Genomic DNA, 22,436 nt, shown 5'->3' with positions numbered 1-22,436 from the left:
TAGCGTTATGGGCATGGAAAACAACACCAAGACCAGCACCGATATCAACATTCAGCTCGAGGTGGCCGACCCCGCCGCCGCGGCCGCGATCTACGACACCGCGTTCGGCCTGGGTGACCGGCTCGGCTTCCGCACCGCGCAGACGCCGGCCACCGGCTTCCGTGGATTCATTCTGTCCCTGGTGGTTTCGCAGCCCTCCACCGTCGACAGTCTCGTCGGCACGGCGGTCGGCGTCGGGTTCAGCGTGCTCAAGCCCGCGAAGAAGAGCCTGTGGGGTTACAGCGCGGTGGTGCAGGCGCCGGAGGGGACGATCTGGAAGATCGCCACCTCGAAGAAGAAGGACGTGGGCCCGTTCACCCGCGAGATCGACGACATGGTGTTGCTGATGGGCGTGACGGACGTGAAGGCCAGCAAGCAGGTGTATGCCGATCGCGGACTGACGGTGTCGAAGAGCTTCGGCGGCAAGTACGCCGAATTCGAGAACCAGGGCTCGCCGGTCACGCTGGCGTTGTACCCGCGCAAGGCCGCCGCCAAGGAGGCGGGGGTCGACCTGGAGGGCAGCGGATCGCACGGCATCGTCATGGACAGCGGAATCGGTTCGTTCACCGACCCGGACGGGTACCTGTGGGAGGCGACGGCCTGAGCCGGGTGTCAGATTCCGCCGTCGGCGTCGAGCAGGGCAGCGGCCCGCTCGACGATCGCACCGGCCATCGGGTTGCCGGACACCGTGGTCCGCGCCGCGGCAACGAAGCCGCGCGCATCCGGATGGCCGGCCGACACGGCGGCTTCGGCGCGCAGGGCGACATACCAGTGCCGCCAAATCCAGATGGCACGCTCGTCCAAAGCGTCCGGCTCGCTGGCCAATTCGGCCCACGCCTGGTCGGGTTGGCGGCGGTCGAGCAACACGAAGGCGGCGAAAACAGCTCGGTAGGCGAAACGATGGCCGGGCGCGCCGTCCAGGGTGTCCACGATAGCCAGCCACTCGCCGCGCGCAACGTCGTCGCCGCGCAGTCCGTGGGTCATCGCGACCGCCGCGGCGGCCGGGGCGAGACTGGGCGCGTAGGGCCGGCCGGACCGTTCCCACGCGTCGATGAATCGTCCACTGGCGGTATGTACTTCATCGAGATTCCCGGCCAGCGCGTCCACCACCAGGAGCGCGGAGGTGGCGAAATCGCCGCGCTCGGCCAGCAACGGCAGATCGCGCAGTTGTTCGGCCCAGCGGCGGGAACCGCGCAGATCGCCGACGCCGATACCGATCTCGGCCGCCTCGGACAACGCGTTGACGTGTTCGAGGGCGCTGGCCGGCGTGTGCGGCATGGCGGACAGCAAGGCGACTCGCCGCTGGGTGGTTTCGGCGGCGGCGAAGATATCCCCGGCCCAGCATTGCGCAGCGGCGAGGGCGTCGAGGGCCGCGCTGCGCGCGAACGGGTCGCCGGTGCGATCGGCCAGGTCCACCGCTCGCCGCGCGCGCGAGATCGCCACCGGGACAGCCGTTTCCGATCCGGGCGCATCGAGAGCCCCGGTAGACGTGATCGCGGCGGACAATTCCGGCCCCTCGCCGGGGTCGGCGAGCACGCCGCATTCGGCCAGGGCCACTGCGGCCAGTGCCGCCGGGTCCGCACCGGCGAGTTCACGTGCCGTCGACAGCAGCGCCGCGGCCTCGCCCGCCGCGACCGGCTGCGCGAAGGTGTCGGACATGCGGTAGGCGGTGATCGCCGCCGTGGCCAGATCTCGGGCGGACGACGCGGAATCGCCTGCGCCGACAGCGATTTCCGCGGCAGCGCGGTACAGGCGATACATGTCCTCGCCACGCATCCGGCACCCGGCCACCTCGGCGGCACGCCGTAACGCCGCGGCGGCCGCGACCGGGTCGTCGGTGAGCGATGCCGCCTGTTCGTAGCGACGCTGGGACTCGCTGATCAGATTCCGGGCAAAAGCCAACTGCGCCAGGGAAATTGCCAGACCATATGCGTCGGACCGGCGCTCCGGCAGCGCCGCCGCCCAGGCCAGTGCCGCGCGCATATCGTCGGCGACGGCATCGAACGCGCGTTGCCAGTCGTGGGTCGTCGCGGCAGGTTCGGCGATCAGCCGGCCGGCGCTCGCCGAACACCAATGTAGATGGCGCGCAAGGACTTCGTCGAGTTCACCCGCGGCCGCCAGTTCTTCGCGTTCGTACTGGCGGATGGTCTCCAACGCCCGGTATCGCGTGCCGCGCGGGGACGGCACCACGGTGAGCAGGCTCTGTTCGGTGAGCCGAGCCAACCCGTCGGCGACCGCGATCGGATCCAGTTCCGCCGATCCCGCCACCGCCATGGCGTCCGCGGCGGTGAACGGCGCGGCGAACACCGCTATCCGCCGCAGCACACACCGGTCCTCGGCGGTCAGCAGCGCCTGACTCCAATCCAGCATGGCGCGCACGGACCGGTGCCGCTCGTCGGCCCGGCGGCCACCGACAAGGAGCCGCAACGGATCCGCGAGGCTCGCGCTGAGCCCGTCGAGCCCGAGCGTGGGCAGCCGGGCGGCCGCGAGTTCGATGGCCAGCGCCAGCCCGTCGAGCCGGCCGCAGATCTCGTGCACCCGCGCCGACTGCTCGGCGTCCACGGGCCAGCCCAGCGCCGCGGCCCGATCCAGAAACAACGCCACGGCGTCGTCGCCGAGCGACAGCGGCGGCACCGTGAAGACCTGCTCGAACGGCACCATGAGCCGCGCGCGGCTGGTGGCCAGCACGGTCACGTTCGGGCAGTGCGCGAGCAGGTGTTCGATGAACGGCGCCACCCCGTCACGCAGATGCTCGCAGTTGTCGAGCACCAGCAGCACCCGGCGCTCCCCCAGCGCGGCCGACACCGACTCGTCCAGACCGCGCCCCTGCTGCTCACCGAGCCGCAGCGCCCGCGCCACCGCGGCACCGGCCATCGCCGGATCGGTCACCGGCACCAGGTCCACGAACCATGCGCCGCCGGTGAATTCGTGGGTCAGGTCCGTGGCGACCGCCAGAGCCAGTCGTGTCTTTCCGACGCCGCCGGGCCCCAGCGCGGTCACCTGCCGATGCGCCCGCACGGCGTCGCGCAGCGCGGCGCGTTCCCGCTCGCGGCCGACGAACGAGGTCAGCGGCGCGGGCAGGACCGCGGCCGTCACGCCGCTGTCTTCTACCTGTTCGAACTCCGCCGCCCGGCCGGCCAGCGCCCGCCGGTCGGCGACCCCGACCTTGCGCAGCAGCGCGGACACGTGGGTCTCGACGGTGCGCACGGAAATGAACAGCTGCGCGGCGATCTCGGCATTGCTGCGATGTTGCCCCACCAGGGCGAGCACCTCGGCCTCCCGGCCCGAGATCCCCAGTTTCGACTTCGACACGCCCACATTCTCACGTATGCGCGCGGTACCCGCGCGCGGGCATCTCCGTGGCGCACTCCGTGGTCACCACGGATGTCCCGGAGCCGCGCCGGACATACCGTTTTCTCATACCGAAAAGCACACCGACAAAGACTCAGGAGCGTCCATGAGCACCACCGCGGCAAAGGGCATCAAGACCGTGCTGCATCCCGTCTCCGACCTGGCCACGGCCACGGCCGTGTACACCGCCCTGCTCGGCGTGCCGCCGCAGATCGAGGGCACCTACTACGTCGGTTTCGAGCTCGACGGCCACCACATCGGCCTGGTCCCCGACGGCGGCCCGCAGGCGATCACCACCCCGGTCATCTACTGGGAGGTGTCCGATATCGAGGCCAAGCTGGCCGAACTGACCGCGGCCGGCGCCACGGTGAAGCAGGCCCTGCGCGATGTCGGCGAGGGCCGCCGGGTCGCCGAGGTGCTCGATCCCGACGGCAACGTCGTCGGTCTGCTCCAAGATCGCTGACGCTCTCACCCACTGAAACCACCCCGCAAAACACACGGAGGAAACCACAATGACCACTCGCGCCACCAAGAACACGCCCACCGTCGGCTTCTCCGCCGAGGAGCGCGCGGCCATGAAGGCCCACGCCCAGGAACTCGGGACCGCCGCTCGCCGCGGCGCCCGCGCCACCAAGGCCGACGGCACCGCGGACGTCCTCGCCAAGATCGCCGAGATGAACGACTCCGACCGCGCGCTGGCCGAGCGGATCCACGCCATCGTCACCGAGCACGCCCCGCACCTGACCCCGAAGACCTGGTACGGGATGCCCGCCTACGCCAAGGACGGCAAGATCGTCTGCTTCTTCAAATCCGCCGAGAAGTTCAAATCCCGTTACGCCACCCTCGGTTTCGAGGACAAGGCCACGCTCGACGACGGCACCCTCTGGCCCACCTCGTTCGCCCTCACCGGCCTCACGGCCGCCGACGAACAGATGATCGGCACACTGGTCGCGAAGGCGGCGAACTGATCCCCGCCGGCAAGCCGGCCACACAGACAGGAGAGCAAGCATGAAGTTCCGGACCCTCGTCGAGCCACCCGAGCCCATGCGCGGACTGGAGGTTCCGCCCGAGGTGGTGGCGGCGCTGGGCGAGGGCGCGCGGCCGCCGGTGACGATCACCATCAACGGGCATTCCTGGAAAAGCCGGGTCGCCCTCATGCGCGGCCGCTACCTGCTCGGTCTCAGCAATGCCAATCGGCAGGCCGCGGGGGTCGCGGTCGGCGACGAGGTCGAGGTCGGCCTGGAACTCGACACCGAGCCGCGGGTCATCGTCGAGCCGCCCGACTTCGCCCGCGCACTGGACGATGATCCCGCCGCCCGCGCCGCGTACGACAATCTCGCCTACAGCCGTAAGCGCGAGCATGTCCACGCCATCGAGAGCGCGAAGAAGCCCGAGACGCGCCAACGGCGCATCGAGAAGGCCATCGCCACCCTGCGGGGTTGAAATCCACAGGGCAGCGGGGTTATAGCGTGATCACGATCTTGCCGTGGACGTGGCGGCCGGCCTGCTGGATCACGGCATCCCGGATCTGCTCGATCGGGAAGGTCGCCGCCACCGGCACGACCAGCGTGCCGGCCAGGATCGCGTCGCAGATGTGCGCCATGGCGTCCGGGCGCGCGTCGAACCCGCCGGTCGCCCGCACGCCGCCGGGCGGATTCGGACCCGCGGCGACCGTGGAGATCCGCTCGGGCGGCACGCCGAGCGCGAGCGCGGCCTCGGCGGTTTCGGTGCCGAACAGATCGGTCGCCGCGGTCACGCCCAGCGTGCGCACCCGGTCCGCCAATCCGGGACCGTAGGCCACCGGCTCGGCGCCCAACCCGCGCAGGAACTCGAAGGTGCCCTCCGCTGCCGTCCCGATTACCTTGGCGCCGGCCAGTTTCGCGAGCTGCACGGCGAAGACCCCCACCCCGCCCGCGGCCCCGCCGATCAGCACGGTGTCGCCGGACCGCACCTCGATCGCCGCCAACGCGGCGGCGGCGGTCATCCCGGCGACCGGCAGCGTGGCCGCCACCTCGTCGCCAATGCCGTCCGGCGTGTGCCACACCATCTCGGTCGCCGACGGTGGTGTCTCGACCAGCAGAAAATCGGCGACGGCCCTACCCATCGCACCGCCGTGGACCCGATCGCCCACCGCGAAACCCGTTGCGCCGGAACCAACCTCGTCGACGACCCCGGCGAAGTCGTAACCGAAACCGGCGGGAACGGTGATGCCGAACTGTGCCGACAGCTCAGGTCGCGCGGCGATACCCCAGTCCATGGGGTTCAGACCGGCGGCCGTGACCCGGACCCGGATCGCGCCGGGCCCGGGATGCGGCTCCGGAACTTCGCGCACCTCCAGCACCTCGGGACCTCCGAACGTCTCGTAGATAACGGCTCGGCTCATGATTACCTCCAGCAGAGTGATGAGACTTTGTCCCATCACCGTACACCCTGCGACGAGACCAAGTCCCGTACTGCGTTCACTCCTTGGCCTGGGGAGTGGTCATTGCCCTGGCCCGCTCGCCGGACGGCCAGAGCGGCTGCGCGAAAACCGAACCAGCCACAGCTCGAAATCCCAAGGGACGCAACCTGAAACACCATGGGTATCCTGGGCCGGCAGGGCTCAGCCCGGCGTATACCCCGTGGCTGCGGCAGAGCTGCCCCTGCTAGGCATGCTGCACAATGCCGCCGACAGTCGCACGGGCTGGGTGACACCCCCGGTCGGGAAGGCTGCGAAACTTGCCGCTGGTCATGACGCCCGACCGGCATGTTTCCCTCGGGGGCTTACGCGCCGATACGCCGGAGTCGCCCGCTGACACCGCCGATACGCCAGAGTCGCTGCACCCGAGCGGGATTCGGTATTCGGCCGCGTCGGTTCGGTGCGTGTGCGTAGCGGCACACAGACCGGCGAACGCGCCCGGCGCTCCGGGAAACGCTCGGTCCCGGAGACAGTCGATGTGCGAGACTGACGCGGTGCAGCCTCAGCGCAGGATTCACTTCGTGGGCAGCTTGCCCCCGGAGTTGGACAGTCCAGAAAAGGCCATGGCGTTCGCCGTCGACACCGCGGGCGAATTCCTGGACGGCCTGGTTCCGGGTGGTGAAGCGGATCCCTATCGCGCCCAGTGGTACGTCAGACCCATCATCGATCGGCTCGGCGCGATCCCGGCGCTGGCGCCCGTGCGCCGCGGCGATTGGTCGACGCTGCGTTCCCGCGACACGTTCCGGCTGCGCCCAGGCCGATCGCTGGCCGAGGCCGATGTCGACGCCGCGCTCGGCTATGCGGCGGAAGCCGCGCGGACCATGGACGCGCTGGCGGACGTGCGCCGGACCGACCCCGGACTTCGCCTGCAGGTAGGCATTCCGACACCCTTCGTCATCGGATTCATCGCCTTCGAGGCGCGGATGCTGCTGCGGCATCGGCGCTCGGCCGGGCATGGCGACCGAGGCTTTCCCTACTACCGCCCGCTGCTCGACGCCACGGTCCGGGAGATCGTCCGCATCCATGAAGCGTTGCGGGACAACGTCGTATTCCAACTCGAACTGCCCGCGGAGACGCTGATCTGCACGGGGACACCCGCGGGCCTGCGGCGGGCTCCGGCCGCGGCGGCGGGTCGGGCGATCGCGCGCCTCGTCGCACGAGCGCCCCATGATTCCCGTTTCGGTGTGCACCTGTGTTACGGGAGCCTCGAGGGCAAGCCCGTCGTGTCGCCGCGGTCAGCGGCCCCGGTCGTCGCGCTGACCAACGCGATCGCGCGATACTGGCCCGCGGGAAGGCATCTCGATTTCATCCACCTGCCCATCGGCGACGGTAAACAGGCGTCGGTCCGGCCGCGGTACTACGAGCCTTTGGGCCGCCTCGAATTGCCTCCCACCACGCGGGTTATCGCCGGGCTCGCCCATCCCGCACAGCCGCTCACGCAAGCGCGCCAGGCGCTGGCGGCGGCGGAGTCGGCCTACGGGGGCCTGCTGGATGTCGCGTCCCCGTGTGGCCTCGGGCGTTACGCGACCGTCGACCGGGCGCGGTCCGCGGTAGCACAAGCAGTCGCCTTGGCGGAAACAGATCTGTAAAACCTTGTGTCGGAACGTGGTTCGGCGGGGGTTCGAACGGAGGGGCCGGTTCGGACCAGCGGAGCGGCGCCGCGTCGGACAATCGACCACATCCGGGCAGCAGATCCGCGAAGGAGTACCCGTCCGCGTCGGCGATCGGCTACGGTTACACCTGTGGTCGAAGGAACCGAAGGGGCGGTGTCGGCGGACGACCGGACACCGAAACCGTTCAAAGCCGATCAGCCGAATTCCGCCCGGGTGTACGACTACCTGCTAGGCGGAAAGGACAACCGCGACACCGATCGGGACATAGCGAACGAAATGCTCTCCGACGCACCCGATGTCAAGACCGTGGCCTGGTTTGCCCGGAGCTTCGCGCTCAAAGCGGTCCAGATGGCCGCGGAAGCCGGCGTCCGCCAGTTCATCGACCTCGGTTCGGGCATCCCGAGCTCGCCCAACGTGCACGAGGCGGCTTGGGAGATCGCCCCGACGGCACGGGTGGTGTACGTGGATTACGACCCGGTAGTGCACGTCCATTGCGAGGCGCTACTGGCCGATCCCCGTGGTGTCACAACATTACTCGGCGACATCCGCCATCCCCTTGACCTGCTCGATCAGCTGAAGAACAACTCCCTGATCGACTTCAACGAGCCGGTGGCGATCCTGCTCATCGGTGTGCTGCATTACATCATGGACGACGAAGATCCGGCCGGGATCCTCGCCACCTTCCGCGATCACATGGCACCGGGCAGTTATCTGGCAATCACGCACGGCTCCCTCGACTCCTCCCCGCAGATACTCGAGGTGCTCGCCGCCACCAAGAACACTTCGGCCCAAGTCGAATTCCGGTCCACAAAACAAACGGAGGCACTCTTCGCCGGCTTCGAGTTGTTCGAACCCGGTGTTGTGCCGATACAGCAGTGGCTCCGCCCGGACTTGCCGAAGACTCGAATGGTCATGGATGGCGCGATCGCCCGCAAACCCTGAGAATCCGGCCGAAACAGGAGTAATCTCGAACCCGCGAATTGTTCTTGGCCGCCTGAACATTCAATGATGCGTCAGGCATTTTTACAGTCAATCAGAGGATGAAAGATGAAGACCCTCAAAATTGTCGCCGGTATCGTGCCGGCGATCGTAGCGGTCGCCGTCACCGGCACTTCGGTTGCCAATGCCCCTGTCGCCGCCGCTACCGGCGAGCTCCCCATTACCAGCGAAGTCCCCACCCTGGACGAACTCAACGATCAGATCGATTTCTTGATCGAACTGCCCGGCTCCGACGAGGCCAAGGCCGCCCAGATGGAAGGCGGCATGCGAGCGGTCGTGGTTGCCCGCACGCTCTACAACCTCGGCTGGTACCGAGCGCCGCTCGGGTCGAATGACATTACCGGTCCGGAGACCCACAACGGCAACGTGCACACCGCGAAGCTGATCAGCAAGTCTGTGGGAAAACCGACTCTGCAGGCGACTGTGGTCTGGAAGCGTATCGATGGCGCCTGGAAGCTGTCCAACAGCTCCGTGTGCGAGGGCGTCAGAGCCGTGGGCCTGCCCATGGGCTGTGACTTCTGACCGGCTCCGAGCGCCGTGATAGATATCCATGACCTCACCTTGAGCTACCCGGGCGTAACCGTCCTCGAAGTCCCCGAATTGACCGTGGCAGACGCGGCACTCACGTATCTGATCGGTCTCAACGGCACCGGCAAAACCACGCTGCTGCGGTGTATCTGCGGTGTCATCGCGCCTGCCGCCGGCACCGTCCGGGTCGACGGCACCCTCGTCCGGGCCCATCACACCACACCGGCAACGCTCGGGATGCACCTCAACTACCGAGCGTTCGACCCGCGCCACACCGCACGTCGGCACCTACGCTGGCTCGCCCGTGCCCGTGGCCTGCCCACCGGCCGGGTCGGCGACGTCCTGGAGATCGTCGACCTTGTCCGGGTTGCCGATCGCAGGCTCGGGCACTATTCGCTCGGCATGCTGCAACGTGTCGGCATCGCCGCCGCATTGCTCTCCGAACCGCGCACGCTGCTGCTCGACGAACCGCTCAACGGCCTCGATATCGCGGGCATCCGCTGGATCCGCGAACTGCTGCGCGACCTCGCCGATGCCGGGACCTGCGTCCTGGTTGCCACGCACCTGCTCGATGAAGTCGCACGCAACGCCGACCACATCGTCATCCTCGGAAACCAGCGCGTGCTGGCGGACCAGCCGTTCACCCAGCTCATGAACACCCTGGGCGTCGGCGAGACCGGCCTCGAAGACGCCTACGTGCGGATCGCCGGCCTGCCAACCCACCACACATCCGGCGTTGCGCCGTGAACAATCCCGGTCCAGCCACCATCATTCGCCGCGGCATCGCCGCCGAATGGACCCGCACCACCGGACGCAGCTTCCTGTGGGTCGTCGCGGTCCCCCTCACCTTCGCGCTGCCGCTGGCCGTCACCTTCGGAATAGCCGCCGTCGCCGAACGACTCGCCGCCCTCCCCGGACAGCGTTTCGTAGTCCCGGTCTCCACCACCAACTCCGTGTACTGGGTGATGACCTTTTCCGTGTCCATCATGATGGTCACCGCCGCCTACGCCCACGCCACCCAATGGCGGGGTCAGACGAGCGATCTCAATGCCTTCCTGTTTCCCCGGACCTGGATGGTCGCGCTCGCCCGGTGGTTCTACTACGGCATCATCGCGGCAATCTCGACGGTGGTGCTGCTAGTGGTCGTCATGGTCACGTTGCCGCACCAGTTCCCGCAGCTCTACGGGGATGTGGACATCACGGACTCCGCCGGTATCCGGTTCCTCTGGACCGTCCCGATTTACGCGTTCGCCGCATGCGGAGTGGGTGTCGCGGCCGGATCGCTGATTCGCACTCCGTCCGCCGCCGTCGCCGTCCTGCTGTTCTGGGTCTATGTGGCCGAGAACTCCCTCAATTTGCTGCCGCATGGGTTCACGTTGCAGGCCTACGCGCCGTTCCTCAACGCGGTCGCCGCGACCGGGCAGGAGGTCGCTTTCCTCCCGCGCTTCGGCCGCAACGGATCTCTGCTCTACTTCGTTCTCGTCGCCGCAGGACTCTTCTTCACCACCGCCGTAGTACCCATCCTCGTACGCCGGTTGTCCGGACGCCGCAAAACGACGCTCACCACATCAGGCACAACCTGAGCCGAACTCCGCGAGGCCACGGCTTGCGTCCGCGCAATTATCCGGCGACTGCACGGACCTCGAGCGGAAGTCGCCTCGGCCCCGGGATCGGGCCCATGGCCTGCGGGATCTTCTTCTTGGTTGCGACCGGGTGGAACTCCCACTTCGACAGCAGACTGAGCAGAGTCGTTTGCAGGAGCACCCACGCCACATTGTTGCCGATACACATCTGGCTGCCCATGCTGAACGGAACGAAGCTCCGGCATTTCGACCCGGAGCCCGGCGTCGGCCACCGATCGGGGTCGAAAGTCTCGGGATCGGCGAAGATATTCGGGTTGCGGTGAATTGCGGCGAAGCTGTAGCCGATATCGGTGCCCGCGGGGAAGGTGAAACCGCCGAGTTCGACCGTGGTGACGGTGCGCCGCGTTTGCAGTAGCGGCGAATGCAGCCGTGCCACCTCGTTCAGGAACCGGTTCAGATAGTCGAGTTTGTCGAGGCTACGTGGACTGGGATCTTCGACGGTGGACAGCTCCTTCCGCAGTTGCGCGGCCACCTCCGGGCGCTGGGCCAACTCGTGCAGAGTCCAGGTCAGCATGGAGGTCGAGGCGTCGATCCCGCCGAAGAGAATGGTCACGGCCTGCTCGGCCAGGAACTTGTCACTGCGGGGTTCGTCACCGAACGAATTCAGCAGGAGGTCGACCAGGTCGTTGCGGCGCTCCCCGCCGGCTCGGCGCGCGACGAGCAGTCCCTGGCAGTATTCCCGCAGTCGCGTGCCCGCCGACACGAAATTGCGGTTCACCGCCAACGGCAGATTCGCCCATCGCTTCGGCAGCACACTGCCCACGATGGCACCGGCCGCGATGCCCTCGATCAGGCTGGAGATGTGTTGCACTTCGTCGTCGCCCGGCTCATGGGAGAACATGGATCCGAGCAGGTTGGCGATTACTAAATCCAGCAGCTCGGAACGGACCTCGACGATCTGGCCCGGCTGCCACGAACTCGCCAACGCATCCGCATTTCGCTTTATCGTCTGCGCGTAGTTTTCCAGCATGGTCCGATGGAATGCCGGTTGCAGCAGACGACGAAGGTCTCGGTGTTGCTGACCGTCCGCGACGATGAACGAATCACCGAATATGAGACGGATACGTTCGAAGAGGAGTCCTCGCTCGTAGCCGTCGGACTCTTCCAGCAATATTCGGTGGAGTAGTTCGAAATCGGTGATGACGTAGACAACGCGGCTGCCGATATCAACACGTACTATTTTCCCGACATCGACCAGGTCAACCATGAACTGGACGGCATCACGCCGCAATCTCCAACCGTGTCCGAGCACCGGCAAACGTCCGGGCGCGCACGGCACCTCACGGAGATCCACTGCTGGCTGCCTTTCTATCGGCCGATTCGAGGCCGGAGACTTTTGAGCAGAACGTATTTCAGACACGGGCGATCCCACTCCTTCCCTGCTGTCCGTCGGCGAGGACGCTGAACAATCGGGCCACACCGTCGGCGGTCCGACGCCGGATGCCCTCGCTACGCGAAGTAGTACGCATGACTAGGTCAGTCACAACCAACTCCTGGATCAGCGGTCCAGCAACGATCTCCACACAACTCCCGGCAAACTCCCTCGGTCTCAGACGTCCCGATCGCCCACCTGGAGACTCCAGTACGAATAGGTGTCAACCGAGCTGGACGACCGAGGCCCGTTGCCCATCAACACGTTACATTAGCCGGGTTCAACTCCACGCCCCGGCTTTTTGCCGAACCGCCAACAGCCCGAGCATTTTTCACCGTTTCCAGTTGGTAGTGAATCGCTGCTGGGTAGCTACTGAAGCTTTGCGCGCCACTCATGCTCCTAAGCCACGTTCCCCCGAAACGCATCAGTAGGTTGCTACCGGACACAATCCCGGGTCAGGGTCGAACCTTCCGCGCATTCCGCTTCGAGATCGCCGATGTAGCCGAGGAGTTACCAGATGCGTTCGCGCTGAACGAAAGTTTCAGCGTTGGCGCCGTCAACGTGAGTTCAGCGTTCTGCGGGCGTTCACGCCGAGTCGTCCCGTACGGATCTCCGCCGCGGAACTCGACAGAACAGTGTTGTACTGCTTTGGTTTTCGCCGATGGGAACGTGCCGGGCGTCAAGGGCTCCGCGCGGCGGAAGCACGCACCCATGCACCGCGACCTGAAATCAACCGGCCTTGACTGGTCGCCTGGCCAGATCCAGTCATTCCCGACTGGCCGGCCCGCGCGCACTGCTGCCCATCTCGGGCAGACTGCCATGCATGAGCACTGACGGCCTGGACGTGGCAACCCTGCTCGACAACCTGTGCGCCGAACTGGGCTTCTGCCTGCCGCCGGAGGAACAGAGCAGATTGCGCGTATCGCCGCCCGCGGACATCGACGCGTTCACCGATGCCGTCTTCGTCGCCGAGGGCATGGACCCGCATGGAGACAAGCGCCTCCGTGAGCTGGTCCGCCAGAAGGTGCTGCACGCGTTCCAGCAAAGGTAAGGCTCATGGCATTCCGGCGCCTGCCATGGCGAGCTCGATCGGAACACGGTTGATGTTGCTGCCGGACATGGGCTTTGATCAGCGCTGCGGGAGCATACTCAGCAGGGTCGGAGAGGTCGCCAGGGTTTCGAGGGCCGGGCGCAGGATCGCGGCCAACCGGGTGCGGTCTCGCGTGGAGAGATGCTTCAGGAAGTACTGCCGTACGCGGTCGATATGCCCGGGCGCGGCCTCGCGCAACACGGTGCGGCCGGTCGCGGTGAGCACCACCTCGACGCCCCGCTTGTCCAGGGCCGCCTGCTCGCGCCGCACCCAATCCCGCGCCTGCATGCGCTTGATCTAGTGGGACAACCGGCTCTGCGGCAGCAGCGCGGCCTCGGCCAGTTCGGTGACCTGCACGCGGCCTTTCGGGCTGGACTCGATCGCGACCAGCACCGCGTGGTCCTCCAGCGACAGTCCATGCCGGCGGCGGAGCTCGGCGTCGAGCCGCCAGTCGGCGAGAGCATCGCCACAGACGCGCGGGGCGATCCAATAGCTACCATGATCTTTGCATGAAGATTCATCCGTATTTCGTCCGCGACGAGAGGAGGATCGACCATGGGCAAACAGACCGCGGGGAGGGTCCCGCCGCTTCCGGATCGGGCCGAGGATTTCCCGCAGGTGTTTCTCGACCGCTACAACAGCGGCGACATCGAAGCGTGCATGGAGTTGTACGAGGATGACGCGGTGTTCATGCCCGCGCCGGGCAAGCCGGTGCGTGGCGAGGGGATCCGCACGGCGATGGCGGAGTTCCTCGCGCTCGGCGTGCCGATGGGGCAGCGCCGGATCCGGCACATCTACAGCGCCGCCGACACCGCGGTGCTGATCTATGACTGGTACCTCGACGGCACCGGCGCCGACGGCAAACCCGTGCAGATCGAGGGCACCTCCACCGACATCGTGCGCCGCGGCGCCGACGGCCGCTACCGCTACATCATCGACAATCCCTTCGGGATCGCGCCCACCGCACAGGAGTGAGGGCGGCGGCAGCGCGGGCCCACACGCCACCTGTGCCTGCGCTGCCGAGCGCGTTCTTCCACCCGCCACGAATGTGCCTCTCTACCGGCGCGCATGCCGCCGCGCGGGGCAGACCGTGATGGGCGGCGATCGAGTCGGTGATCGCCGCCGCATTCCCTCGGTGGCGCCCAGGATGCAGAACTCGGCCCTGTCCCGTCGCCTTCGGCGCAGGCCATTAGGGTCCTGTAATCGCATATGGCGCAGCGGATTTCGATGACGCCATAGCACACGCCAAGGTGATGGCGGCGGGGTTCGGAACTGTACGATCGTGAGAATTCGGGGCTCGAGTAGGCTGGGGGCATTGGATTTCTCACCGTTGCCGGGGCTCGGTGGCTACCGCGAGGATCAAGGGACTCGTGAGCGACGCAGGGGCCTGGGACAACGGCGTGCACCACTGGCTCGGCAGAGCGGAAATGAGCGGGTAATTCGGTAGCTCACCCTTCGGCGAAAGGCGCGCAATCGTGACGTCGGCAACGCTCTCCAGATCTGCGACAGAATCCCTGAAACCCGTTGTCCAGCAGGGATTTCTGGTTCAACCCTTTTCTCGGCACTGTCAGGTCGTCCAGCACGACGGTGATCACGCCGTCATCGGTGTGTCACCAGGGAACAGCTACTTCTCCGGTCGACGAATCCGAGATCTCGCGAGGTGGGGTCTGGCACACTTCGACCGGGTCGACATCGTTTACACCGATGTGTATGTGGCCGAGATGTTTTCGGCGATGGGGTATTCCGAGATCGATGCCCGGCGTAAGGCGGACAAGAACATTCGCGGCGTGCGCGCTAAAATCGTTGCGGCCGTTGATGATGCGGACCCGGCGGGACGACGACTGTCCGCGAAAGCGATGTCGGAGTTCCGGACCAACGAAGCGTACCGGCACCTGCACGCGGATCTGCTCAGACGATCGGTCGACGACGAGGAGTTCCGTGCGGTGTGTGCGGCGCTGGTGTCGCGGTTCTTGTCCTCGAAGGCGCAGGACGGGGTCGCACCCACCGCGCGTCAGCACGAGGTGTGCCTCGACTACATCCGCGCCGAGGTTCCCCTGTTCCTGGACACGCCCGCGATCCTCGGAGTGCCGTCGTCGCTGAACTGCTATCACCAACTGCTACCCATGGCGGAACTTCTGTATGCCCGCGGATCCGGGCTGCGCGCGTCCCGCAATCAGGGCCACGCCATCGTCACGCCCATTGAAGGAGGCACCGCATGACCACCGTCGACGCATCGCTCGCCTTCCCTTTCTCCGCCCGTGGCGACCGAATCCCCCACGAGGTCAGCACACTTCGCGAAACCTCGCCGGTACGCAAGGTGCGCACCATCGCCGGTGACGAGGCCTGGCTGGTGAGCTCCTACGCCCTCTGCAAACAGGTCCTCGAAGACCGCCGGTTCTCGCTGAAAGACACCTCCGCTCCCGGCGTCCCCCGCCAATACGCCCTCACCATCCCACCGGAAGTGGTCAACAACATGGGCAACATCACCGGTGCGGGTTTGCGCAAAGCGGTGATGAAAGCACTGAACCCGAAATCGCCCGGCCTGGAGGAGTTTCTGCGAACCACGGCGACGACGCTGGTCGACACCCTGGTCGCCGAAGGTGCGCCCGCCGATCTGCGCAACGATTTCGCCGACCCGTTCGCGGCCGCTCTGCACTGTCATATCCTCGGCATTCCGCAACAGGACGCGCCGAAGCTGATGCGCAGTCTGCACATCGCGTTCATGAACTCCGCGGAGCCGATCGCGGCCGCCGAGCTCAACTGGAATCGGGATATCGCGTACATGGTCGAGCGCCTCGACGACCCGGCCACCTCGGGGCTGATGGCCGAACTCGCGGCATTGCGCGACGATCCGGAGTATTCGCACGTATCGCAGCAGATGCTGGCTACCGTCGGGGTCACCCTGTTCGGCGCCGGCGTGATCTCCACCGGCGGCTTCCTCACCATGGCACTGGTTTCGCTCATTCAGCATCCTGAACTGAAAGACCAGTTGCTGGCGGACCCGGCATCGATTCCCGCCGGCGTCGAGGAGTTGCTGCGCATCAACCTGTCCATCGGCGATGGGCTGCCGCGACTGGCGACCGAAGACGTGGAACTCGGTGACGTCCAGATTCGCGGGGGCGAACTGGTACTGGTACTGGTCGAAGGCGCCAATTTCGACCCCGCCGCATTCCCCGACCCCGAGACGGTCGATCTGCATCGCCCCAATGCCAACGCGCACCTGTCCTTCGGCGGCGGACAGCACTTCTGCCCGGCCACCGCGCTCAGCCGCAGACACGCCCAGGTCGGCCTGGAAGTGCTCCTGGATCGCATGCCGGGCCTGGATCTGGCCGTGCCCATCGACCAACTCGTCTGGCGAACCCGCTTCATGAAGCGAATCCCGGAGCGCCTACCCATGCTGTGGTAGCCGCCATTGGCCGAAAGTCCCTCGGCCTCCCGTAGATACGGTCTCCATGACTCCCCGGCGGGGCAGTTCCGCTGAATCGCCGAGGAGTTCTGGGCGTGGACCGCCGACCGACCCGAGTCACTTCGGCAGCGGTGCGCCGTCCGGGCCTCGCGGTCGGCGCAAGTACCACGCGATGACAACCAGTAGCGGTATCTGTGTGACGCCGTAGATTATGTGAAAGGTGTAGTGGTACAGCGTCTGTTCTGGGTCGAAGGGCAGGATCGACAGTGGCAGCACACTCACCACTGCGCCGCCGAGTAGATGTGCCGCTCCCCAGCCGAGAAGCAACCACGCCGCGCCTCGCCTGAACCCGCGTACGCACCAACTGGCCGCCAGGGCGAGGTAAACAGCTGTGGGATAGGCGGATTCGGGACTGAGTATCGTCTGACCCGGCAGATCCGCGACATTGTGCACGAAGAATCCGAGCCAGGACAGCGCCAGCACGCTCAGGACGACGGGCGTGGTCGCCATTCGCGGCCTCAGCTGTCCGCTGTGCGGCGTACGAGCCGTGCCTGTTCCAGCGTTGCCAGAAGTTGTTGTGCGGCAACCTTGCTGAGGGTGGGGCAAGCGCGCAGGACGTCGGTGGTGTCGAGCGGAGTGCCGGTCGGCAGGGCGGCGACCCAGCGCAGAGCAGGCAGCAGATCGCGACTGACCCGGGTGCGCGCCGAATGCGTTTCGCGAAGACCGTAGGCGGTCACGGTGACCCGGGCACCGGACGCATCGACCGCGTCGACGCCGAAGCCGCATTGTCCGGCTCGGACGAACGCGGTCGCCGGTTCCACCGGACGATCGGTCAGCGGAGAGCGCATGAGATCGCGTGGGTCGAGCCGGTCCAGCGCATCGCCCATACCGGCGAGATCGGCAGCCAGACCCGTTGCGGCATCGGCGGCGTCCGCGAAATCGTACATCGCCCCGCGCCAGTGCTCGTCGCGCAGCAGCTCACTCTTCAAGGCGGACAACAGGAATTCGACACGCAGCGGGGTCAGCAGTGCCAGATGCAGGGAGATCGAGTCCTGGGCGGAACTGGTTTCGTGCCAGTACCCGCGCGGGATGTGCAGTACCGAACCGGGTTCCAGCACATGCTCAGTGACGCCCTCGGGTATCTCCGCCGGCGGCAAGGCCGAGGCGTAGTTGCGTAGCGGTGGCGATACCGATTCCAATGTCGTCCAACCATCAAGCGGCGCAGGCGCGAAGGTGTTGGGCGCGATGCGCCAGGTCTTGCGGCCGGTGAGCTGAATCGTGATCACATCGATCGCGTCGAAGTGCGCCCTGGTGCTGCCGCCCGCGCGGCTGCAGAACAGCTGACATTTGACGGCGCCCGGCGCCAGCCGGAACGCTTCGGCGGCCTCGCTGACGAACGCGGTGAACTCGGGAATCGCCCGGTACAGCAGGGTCATGCCCGCCGCGTAGAAGCGGCCCGCGGACGCGGCCTCGACAGGCCCAGAGCTGAGTCTGCCTTCGAGATCGTGAAACCAAGCGTCGACGGTGACGCCCGGTTTGGCGAAAACGTCCTCGATCGAGTGGATTCCCAACGTATTTCGAACCTGCTCGACCAGCTTCGGTCGCGGCGGCCCTTCGAAGGGGCGCTGACTGAGTACGGAACGCCCGAACTCCGCAAGCGAGTACGGGGCGAACCAGTCGGCGAGTCCGAGCGTGCGCGGGTTGTTCACCGGTCGCCCCAGCGCTCTAGCGGGTCCAGCCTGCTGTCCGACGATGGAACGGACTCGTTGTTGCCCGCCGACCACCGGTCCAGCGGATTGTTGGACCAACGCGAGAGCGGTTCGAGCTTCGCGGTGAAGCTGAGCAGCCCCTCGTCAACCGCGACCGTCAACGGTCCGATGGTGCCGGGCTCCCCCACCTCGACTGTTTGCGAATCCCCGGCCTCGGCATAGACAGCGGGCGGGACGTCAGGATTGTCGATCACGTGTAACTCCTTGCGTCTGTGCTCGATTGACGATCCTCCCGCCCTGAACCGGCCGCGCATATCCACCGGTCCGTTGACCGGACCGCCCGCCGGCGAACGGGTGCCGTCCCAGCCCTCTGCCGCATGCTCCGCGAACCCCCGGCCACCCAACTGATTGACCCAGTCGCGCAAGCAGAACGCGACTTCCCTGCCGTTCACGTCCAGTTGGGCTGTGCGGCAACGCAATCGGCGAGGTACGCCGACATCTAGACCTCGGTCGTGGGTTCCCACCGCCGAAGTTCGTTGTTCCACATAAGAATCTTCCCGCGCACAGCGGGTTCGGTGGGATCGAGATCCAGCAGCGCCAATCGCGCGTCGTCGGGCAGGTCCTCGGTCACCAGGATCGCGGCCACTCCCTGGTCGTCCTCGACATCCACGAGCGCGGAGAGACCACCGCCCGCGACCCGAGCGCCACGCGGCATACGACGTTCGCGAAACCGCCTCGGCAGCTGAGCAACACCGTCAGCGGTGTGCGCGGCAATGGACTCCAGCAGGGCCTTGCCGTAGATCGCGACCATCGGGGCCAGCGCCCCGACCATCGTCGACCACTCCGGTAGACCGGCAGGCGCCGGACGCTCGACCGGAAGGCCGTCGCCCGGCGCATTCGGCTTGCCGGCTCCCCCGCCACCGAATGGCACGTCATCCGAAAATGGCTGGCGCACAGTGACTACCCCCGCTCACGTTGTCGTGACCTCCGATATTACGCACAGCAGCGGTGTCGTCTTCTACCGTCAGGCCGAAGTGGGGATGTCCGGGACTTGCGCCGCAGCAGCGAAAGCCAGTTTCGCCTCCGCCACGATCATGCGTACGGTCCCGATTCGGGAGTCCGTGAGCTCGATGGTGACGACGGCGGAGAGGCGGTCGCCGTCGAAGGCGAGCACCGAGAGCTCGCCGTTGACCATTGCGGTGGCGAAGGTGATACGCGAGGACTCGGGGCGGCGGCCCACACCGATCAGATAGCGCACGACACGCTCGCGGCCGAGGATCGGACGGCGGGCCGCGGTCGCGCCGCCACCGTCGGTCCAGGCCGTCACGTCGTCGGCCAGCAGGAGGTGCAGCTTCGCCGCATTGCCCGAGGTGGCGGCGTCCAAGAACTCCGTGACTATCCGACGGTGCCGGGAGTCGTCGGCGGCGAAGCGCTTTCGCCGGCTCGCCAGATGGGCCTGGGCGCGGTGATACAGCTGGCGTGAGTGCGCGGCGTCGATATCGAGAATGTCGGCGATCTCGGCATGCGAGTGACCGAACGCCGCACGCAGGACGAAAACGGCACGTTCGGTCGGGGTGAGCCGCTCCAGCAGCACAAGGAATGCCATCGACACGGACTCGCGCTGTTCCACCGTCTCCAGCGGGCCGAGCACACCGGTCTCGGTGAACACCGGTTCGGGCAGCCACGGGCCCGGATAGGTATCGCGGCGAGCCCGCGCGGAGGTGAGCTGGTTGAGGCAGAGATTCGTGACCACCTTGGACAGCCATGCACCGGGTGTCTCCACCCAGTCGGCGTCGTGCCAGCGCAGGTAGGCGCTCTGCACCGCGTCCTGCGCGTCCATCGCGGAGCCCAGCAGGCGATAGGCCAGACCGAACAGGCGCGGCCGATGCTCTTCGAAGACCGACGCGCGGTCGGGGGTTTCCGGCGAATCCATTGTTTGCGAGATTATTCGAAGGAGGCCGCCGCCCTAGAGGCACTGTGAGGTGCCCAACAGTCGCAACGACCTGTCACATTCCGGCGCTGTGCCCGGTTCTGAACCGATGAACGCATATCGTCCGCAGGAAGTGAGGTCAAAATGAGCACAGTGCTGGTTACCGGTGGCACCGGGAAACTGGGCCGGGCGGTGGTCGAACGGCTGGAGGACCGGGAGCGCGAGACCCGGGTGCTGAGCCGCAAGCCCGGAGCGGGGCGTGCGGTCGGGGATCTGCGCACGGGGGCCGGGCTCGAGGACGCCGTCGAGGGGGTGAATGTGGTCGTGCACTGCGCCACCACCTACGGCCGCGATGACGTGGTGGCGGCGCGGCGGCTCGTGGATGCGATCATCCGTACCGGAGGGGCGCCGCATCTGGTGAATATCTCGATCGTCGGTGTGGACCGGATCCCGTTGCCCTACTACCGCGCCAAACTCGCAGCGGAGGAAGTGATCTCGGGTAGCGGACTGCCGTGGACGAACCTACGCACCACCCAGTTCCACGATCTGCTCGCCACGATATTCGATGTTCAGCGATGGCTGCCGGTCACACTGGCTCCCAACGGTTTCCGATTCCAGCCGGTCGACATCGGGACGGTCGCGGACTGCCTGGCTGGGCTGGCCGTCCACCCACCCGTCGGCCGCGCACCGGATCTGGGCGGACCTCGGATCCACAGCATCCGCGAGCTCGCGGAGATCCACCACTCGGTGGTGCGTCGCCGACGGCCGATTCTCTCGCCACGCTTGCCAGGCAAGGCCGTGCGCGCCTATGCGGAGGGGTGGAATCTCGTCCCCGACAATGCCCGGGGCACAGTCACCTTCGAGGAATTCCTGCGAGAGCGAGTGTCGCGGTGACGGGCACACGACACCGGGTGGCGCGCGGGGGCTCGACTACGGGGCCATGAATCTGGCACTCGCCATTCCCCTCGCGGCGTCCGCCGTGGTCGCGAGTCCGCTGGCCGTGCGCAGCGGACTCGCCTCGTACGCGGTGTGGTCGGTCGCGCATCTCGTGATTCACCTGCGCTACCGTGCGCATCTCGCGACGCACGCCTCCCCCGCGAACGCGAACCTTCTGCTCATGATTCTTGCTGTCGGAGTGGCGATCTCGCTGGCACTGTTACTGCTCTCGCTCGGCGGTCAGGGCCGGCAGCCGCCATCCGCCCCGTAATCCGTTATGAGCGTGCATCATTGGGCTCGGCCAGCGATGTTTCTATGGCGGCTTCCATAGCCTCGGCCGGAGTCGACTGGTGTGGAACCTGCGACTTCGGCCTGAGATGCCGCAACTGCTCGTCTTTCGAATACGGCGACGGGTGGGATGAGACCGTTCGGCTCACAACGGCCGGAAGGCGCGTGCGGTGGTGGAATCGGTTGCGGCGTCGACGATCTCACCTAGCACCGCCCGCACGGCGGCAATCTGATCCGCGCCCACACGCGCGGTCAATTTCCGCTCGTAGTCCGCATGGAAGGTCCGGACGGTGTCGAGCATGTCGCGCCCACGCTCGGACAGCTGCAGCAGTTTGGCCCGCTTGTCATTCGGGTCGGCGCGGCGCTCGATATAGCCCTGACGGACCATCTCATCCACCACCTTGGCCGCACCCTGCGCGGTAATCCCCAGGTGCTCACCCAATTGGCTCGCAGTGAGCGCGGTGTCCGCGAGTGTCCGCAGCACGTACCCGTATGACGCGCCCAGCACCTGATGTCCGTGCCCGGCCAGGTGTGCGTGCAACTCCTGCACGAACCCCTGGTACGCCTGGCCGAGCAGTACGCCGAAATCCATACTTGACTCCCTTCAGTCCAATATGTTCAACTCTAGTTGTACACCACAGTTGAACACCTTGGTTGAACATCAGGAGTAGAGCATGCCACTCATCAAATCCGCCGACGCACCCACCTTCCGGGCACCCCGCATGACCGCCATCGGATTGGCCGCTCCCAGCCGGGGTTCCAAGGAGAACAGCGTGTGGCGATTCACCCTCGAAGCAGGCAATCCCGGACACGCCCACGCGGTATCGCGTGAGGAGATCTTCATCGCGCTGTCCGGGCGGGCGCAGGTGATCATCGACGGCGAGACCAGCGAGCTGTGCGCCGGAGACGCCCTGATCATCCCCGCGCACACCGTCTTTCACCTGAGCGTCCCGGGCGACGAGCCGTTCGAGGCGGTGGCGGTGCTGCCGGTAGGCGCCTATGCCCAAGCCCCCGGCGGCGATCGCGTCAGCCCGCCCTGGGCTCAGTAGTCCACGCCCACAACCCCATTCACGC

Annotated in this window: 26 protein-coding genes; 16 read left to right on the top strand and 10 right to left on the bottom strand. The window is 66.7% G+C overall.

Going from position 1 to position 22,436, the window contains the following annotated elements; genetic code table 11:
• Positions 1-13: 13 nt before the first annotated feature.
• A complete protein-coding gene (locus ACFYO1_RS03485; RefSeq protein ID WP_387226751.1) occupies positions 14-643 on the top strand; it encodes a glyoxalase in 630 nt (209 codons plus the stop codon).
• An 8-nt stretch (positions 644-651) separates the two neighbouring features.
• Here ACFYO1_RS03485 and ACFYO1_RS03480 read toward each other — a convergent pair whose 3' ends face one another.
• Positions 652-3,351: an ATP-binding protein gene (locus ACFYO1_RS03480; RefSeq protein WP_387226749.1), complete on the bottom strand. Its 2,700-nt coding sequence runs from the start codon at positions 3,349-3,351 to the stop codon at positions 652-654.
• Positions 3,352-3,496: 145 nt separating this feature from the next.
• Here ACFYO1_RS03480 and ACFYO1_RS03475 point away from each other — a divergent pair, with 145 nt between their 5' ends.
• The 3 genes from ACFYO1_RS03475 to ACFYO1_RS03465 are packed head-to-tail and all read left to right on the top strand — an operon-like array spanning position 3,497 to position 4,833.
• Positions 3,497-3,853: a VOC family protein gene (locus tag ACFYO1_RS03475; protein WP_378718511.1), complete on the top strand. Its 357-nt coding sequence runs from the start codon at positions 3,497-3,499 to the stop codon at positions 3,851-3,853.
• 49 nt (positions 3,854-3,902) lie between these two features.
• Positions 3,903-4,358 (top strand): iron chaperone, encoded by a 456-nt coding sequence (locus ACFYO1_RS03470; RefSeq protein ID WP_387226748.1) that lies wholly within the window; start codon positions 3,903-3,905, stop codon positions 4,356-4,358.
• Positions 4,359-4,398: 40 nt separating this feature from the next.
• Positions 4,399-4,833: a YdeI/OmpD-associated family protein gene (locus ACFYO1_RS03465; protein WP_387226746.1), complete on the top strand. Its 435-nt coding sequence runs from the start codon at positions 4,399-4,401 to the stop codon at positions 4,831-4,833.
• A gap of 19 nt (positions 4,834-4,852) precedes the next feature.
• On the opposite strand, the gene ACFYO1_RS03460 is transcribed toward ACFYO1_RS03465, so the two are convergent.
• Positions 4,853-5,773 carry an NADP-dependent oxidoreductase gene (locus tag ACFYO1_RS03460; RefSeq protein WP_387226743.1) on the bottom strand — a complete coding sequence of 307 codons (921 nt, stop codon included), beginning with the start codon at positions 5,771-5,773 and terminating at the stop codon, positions 4,853-4,855.
• Between the two features lie 596 nt (positions 5,774-6,369).
• On the opposite strand from ACFYO1_RS03460, the gene ACFYO1_RS03455 reads away from it, so the two are divergent.
• The 5 genes from ACFYO1_RS03455 (at position 6,370) to ACFYO1_RS03435 (ending at position 10,571) form a co-directional block, all read left to right on the top strand.
• Positions 6,370-7,437, top strand: a complete 1,068-nt coding sequence (locus tag ACFYO1_RS03455; protein ID WP_387226741.1) for a hypothetical protein — start codon at positions 6,370-6,372, stop codon at positions 7,435-7,437.
• 153 nt (positions 7,438-7,590) lie between these two features.
• Entirely contained in the window at positions 7,591-8,403 is an 813-nt protein-coding gene (locus ACFYO1_RS03450) for an SAM-dependent methyltransferase (protein ID WP_387226739.1), read from the top strand.
• A 105-nt stretch (positions 8,404-8,508) separates the two neighbouring features.
• Positions 8,509-8,982 (top strand): hypothetical protein, encoded by a 474-nt coding sequence (locus ACFYO1_RS03445; protein WP_387226737.1) that lies wholly within the window; start codon positions 8,509-8,511, stop codon positions 8,980-8,982.
• A 39-nt stretch (positions 8,983-9,021) separates the two neighbouring features.
• Positions 9,022-9,735, top strand: a complete 714-nt coding sequence (locus ACFYO1_RS03440; protein ID WP_387226736.1) for an ABC transporter ATP-binding protein — start codon at positions 9,022-9,024, stop codon at positions 9,733-9,735.
• Positions 9,732-10,571, top strand: coding sequence for an ABC transporter permease (locus tag ACFYO1_RS03435; protein ID WP_387226733.1), 840 nt, complete (start codon positions 9,732-9,734; stop codon positions 10,569-10,571). Before ACFYO1_RS03440 ends, ACFYO1_RS03435 begins: the two co-directional genes overlap by 4 nt.
• 37 nt (positions 10,572-10,608) lie before the next feature.
• On the opposite strand, the gene ACFYO1_RS03430 is transcribed toward ACFYO1_RS03435, so the two are convergent.
• Positions 10,609-11,838 carry a cytochrome P450 gene (locus ACFYO1_RS03430; RefSeq protein WP_387226730.1) on the bottom strand — a complete coding sequence of 410 codons (1,230 nt, stop codon included), beginning with the start codon at positions 11,836-11,838 and terminating at the stop codon, positions 10,609-10,611.
• A gap of 988 nt (positions 11,839-12,826) precedes the next feature.
• On the opposite strand from ACFYO1_RS03430, the gene ACFYO1_RS03425 reads away from it, so the two are divergent.
• Positions 12,827-13,054, top strand: a complete 228-nt coding sequence (locus ACFYO1_RS03425) for a hypothetical protein (protein WP_387226728.1) — start codon at positions 12,827-12,829, stop codon at positions 13,052-13,054.
• 78 nt (positions 13,055-13,132) lie between these two features.
• Here ACFYO1_RS03425 and ACFYO1_RS03420 read toward each other — a convergent pair whose 3' ends face one another.
• A complete protein-coding gene (locus ACFYO1_RS03420) occupies positions 13,133-13,381 on the bottom strand; it encodes a hypothetical protein (RefSeq protein ID WP_387226726.1) in 249 nt (82 codons plus the stop codon).
• A gap of 267 nt (positions 13,382-13,648) precedes the next feature.
• Here ACFYO1_RS03420 and ACFYO1_RS03415 point away from each other — a divergent pair, with 267 nt between their 5' ends.
• From ACFYO1_RS03415 to ACFYO1_RS03405, 3 genes are all read left to right on the top strand, one after another.
• Positions 13,649-14,068 carry a YybH family protein gene (locus ACFYO1_RS03415; RefSeq protein ID WP_387226723.1) on the top strand — a complete coding sequence of 140 codons (420 nt, stop codon included), beginning with the start codon at positions 13,649-13,651 and terminating at the stop codon, positions 14,066-14,068.
• Positions 14,069-14,568: 500 nt separating this feature from the next.
• Entirely contained in the window at positions 14,569-15,312 is a 744-nt protein-coding gene (locus ACFYO1_RS03410; protein WP_387226721.1) for a tRNA-dependent cyclodipeptide synthase, read from the top strand.
• The gene (locus ACFYO1_RS03405; protein ID WP_387226719.1) at positions 15,309-16,499 is read left to right on the top strand and encodes a cytochrome P450; all 1,191 of its coding nucleotides are present in this window, start codon (positions 15,309-15,311) and stop codon (positions 16,497-16,499) included. Before ACFYO1_RS03410 ends, ACFYO1_RS03405 begins: the two co-directional genes overlap by 4 nt.
• A 117-nt stretch (positions 16,500-16,616) precedes the next feature.
• On the opposite strand, the gene ACFYO1_RS03400 is transcribed toward ACFYO1_RS03405, so the two are convergent.
• From ACFYO1_RS03400 to sigJ, 5 genes are all read right to left on the bottom strand, one after another.
• Positions 16,617-17,009, bottom strand: coding sequence for a hypothetical protein (locus ACFYO1_RS03400; RefSeq protein ID WP_387226717.1), 393 nt, complete (start codon positions 17,007-17,009; stop codon positions 16,617-16,619).
• Positions 17,010-17,017: 8 nt separating this feature from the next.
• Positions 17,018-18,208, bottom strand: a complete 1,191-nt coding sequence (locus ACFYO1_RS03395; protein ID WP_387226715.1) for a JmjC domain-containing protein — start codon at positions 18,206-18,208, stop codon at positions 17,018-17,020.
• Positions 18,205-18,462 carry a hypothetical protein gene (locus tag ACFYO1_RS03390; protein ID WP_387226713.1) on the bottom strand — a complete coding sequence of 86 codons (258 nt, stop codon included), beginning with the start codon at positions 18,460-18,462 and terminating at the stop codon, positions 18,205-18,207. The genes ACFYO1_RS03395 and ACFYO1_RS03390 overlap by 4 nt, the downstream gene beginning before the upstream one ends.
• A 245-nt stretch (positions 18,463-18,707) precedes the next feature.
• Positions 18,708-19,139 carry a hypothetical protein gene (locus ACFYO1_RS03385; protein WP_387226711.1) on the bottom strand — a complete coding sequence of 144 codons (432 nt, stop codon included), beginning with the start codon at positions 19,137-19,139 and terminating at the stop codon, positions 18,708-18,710.
• A 93-nt stretch (positions 19,140-19,232) separates the two neighbouring features.
• A complete protein-coding gene (gene sigJ / locus ACFYO1_RS03380; protein WP_387226710.1) occupies positions 19,233-20,141 on the bottom strand; it encodes an RNA polymerase sigma factor SigJ in 909 nt (302 codons plus the stop codon).
• A 141-nt stretch (positions 20,142-20,282) separates the two neighbouring features.
• On the opposite strand from sigJ, the gene ACFYO1_RS03375 reads away from it, so the two are divergent.
• Together ACFYO1_RS03375 and ACFYO1_RS03370 are read left to right on the top strand one after the other, a co-directional pair.
• On the top strand, positions 20,283-21,032 hold the full coding sequence (locus ACFYO1_RS03375) for an SDR family oxidoreductase (protein WP_387226707.1): 750 nt from the start codon (positions 20,283-20,285) through the stop codon (positions 21,030-21,032).
• Between the two features lie 46 nt (positions 21,033-21,078).
• Complete coding sequence (locus ACFYO1_RS03370) at positions 21,079-21,345, top strand: hypothetical protein (RefSeq protein WP_387226705.1); 267 nt, start codon at positions 21,079-21,081, stop codon at positions 21,343-21,345.
• A 162-nt stretch (positions 21,346-21,507) separates the two neighbouring features.
• On the opposite strand, the gene ACFYO1_RS03365 is transcribed toward ACFYO1_RS03370, so the two are convergent.
• Positions 21,508-21,954: a MarR family winged helix-turn-helix transcriptional regulator gene (locus ACFYO1_RS03365; protein ID WP_387226704.1), complete on the bottom strand. Its 447-nt coding sequence runs from the start codon at positions 21,952-21,954 to the stop codon at positions 21,508-21,510.
• A gap of 82 nt (positions 21,955-22,036) precedes the next feature.
• Between ACFYO1_RS03365 and ACFYO1_RS03360 the strand changes: the two genes are divergently transcribed.
• Positions 22,037-22,411: a cupin domain-containing protein gene (locus ACFYO1_RS03360; protein WP_387226702.1), complete on the top strand. Its 375-nt coding sequence runs from the start codon at positions 22,037-22,039 to the stop codon at positions 22,409-22,411.
• Positions 22,412-22,436: the final 25 nt, after the last annotated feature.

Source organism: Nocardia sp. NPDC006044, assembly GCF_042871115.1.
Taxonomy (GTDB): Bacteria; Actinomycetota; Actinomycetes; order Mycobacteriales; family Mycobacteriaceae; genus Nocardia.
The sequence above is the reverse complement of the archived record's forward strand: the minus strand, read 5'-3'. Positions and strand labels throughout refer to the sequence as shown.

Coding starts and splice junctions, on each gene's coding strand:
- ACFYO1_RS03485 (WP_387226751.1), top strand. CDS start 14: ATGGAAAACAACACCAAGACCAGCACCGATATCAACATTCAGCTCGAG.
- ACFYO1_RS03475 (WP_378718511.1), top strand. CDS start 3,497: ATGAGCACCACCGCGGCAAAGGGCATCAAGACCGTGCTGCATCCCGTC.
- ACFYO1_RS03470 (WP_387226748.1), top strand. CDS start 3,903: ATGACCACTCGCGCCACCAAGAACACGCCCACCGTCGGCTTCTCCGCC.
- ACFYO1_RS03465 (WP_387226746.1), top strand. CDS start 4,399: ATGAAGTTCCGGACCCTCGTCGAGCCACCCGAGCCCATGCGCGGACTG.
- ACFYO1_RS03460 (WP_387226743.1), bottom strand. CDS start 5,773: ATGAGCCGAGCCGTTATCTACGAGACGTTCGGAGGTCCCGAGGTGCTG.
- ACFYO1_RS03445 (WP_387226737.1), top strand. CDS start 8,509: ATGAAGACCCTCAAAATTGTCGCCGGTATCGTGCCGGCGATCGTAGCG.
- ACFYO1_RS03430 (WP_387226730.1), bottom strand. CDS start 11,838: ATGGTTGACCTGGTCGATGTCGGGAAAATAGTACGTGTTGATATCGGC.
- ACFYO1_RS03425 (WP_387226728.1), top strand. CDS start 12,827: ATGAGCACTGACGGCCTGGACGTGGCAACCCTGCTCGACAACCTGTGC.
- ACFYO1_RS03420 (WP_387226726.1), bottom strand. CDS start 13,381: ATGCAGGCGCGGGATTGGGTGCGGCGCGAGCAGGCGGCCCTGGACAAG.
- ACFYO1_RS03415 (WP_387226723.1), top strand. CDS start 13,649: ATGGGCAAACAGACCGCGGGGAGGGTCCCGCCGCTTCCGGATCGGGCC.
- ACFYO1_RS03405 (WP_387226719.1), top strand. CDS start 15,309: ATGACCACCGTCGACGCATCGCTCGCCTTCCCTTTCTCCGCCCGTGGC.
- ACFYO1_RS03400 (WP_387226717.1), bottom strand. CDS start 17,009: ATGGCGACCACGCCCGTCGTCCTGAGCGTGCTGGCGCTGTCCTGGCTC.
- sigJ (WP_387226710.1), bottom strand. CDS start 20,141: ATGGATTCGCCGGAAACCCCCGACCGCGCGTCGGTCTTCGAAGAGCAT.
- ACFYO1_RS03375 (WP_387226707.1), top strand. CDS start 20,283: ATGAGCACAGTGCTGGTTACCGGTGGCACCGGGAAACTGGGCCGGGCG.
- ACFYO1_RS03370 (WP_387226705.1), top strand. CDS start 21,079: ATGAATCTGGCACTCGCCATTCCCCTCGCGGCGTCCGCCGTGGTCGCG.
- ACFYO1_RS03365 (WP_387226704.1), bottom strand. CDS start 21,954: ATGGATTTCGGCGTACTGCTCGGCCAGGCGTACCAGGGGTTCGTGCAG.
- ACFYO1_RS03360 (WP_387226702.1), top strand. CDS start 22,037: ATGCCACTCATCAAATCCGCCGACGCACCCACCTTCCGGGCACCCCGC.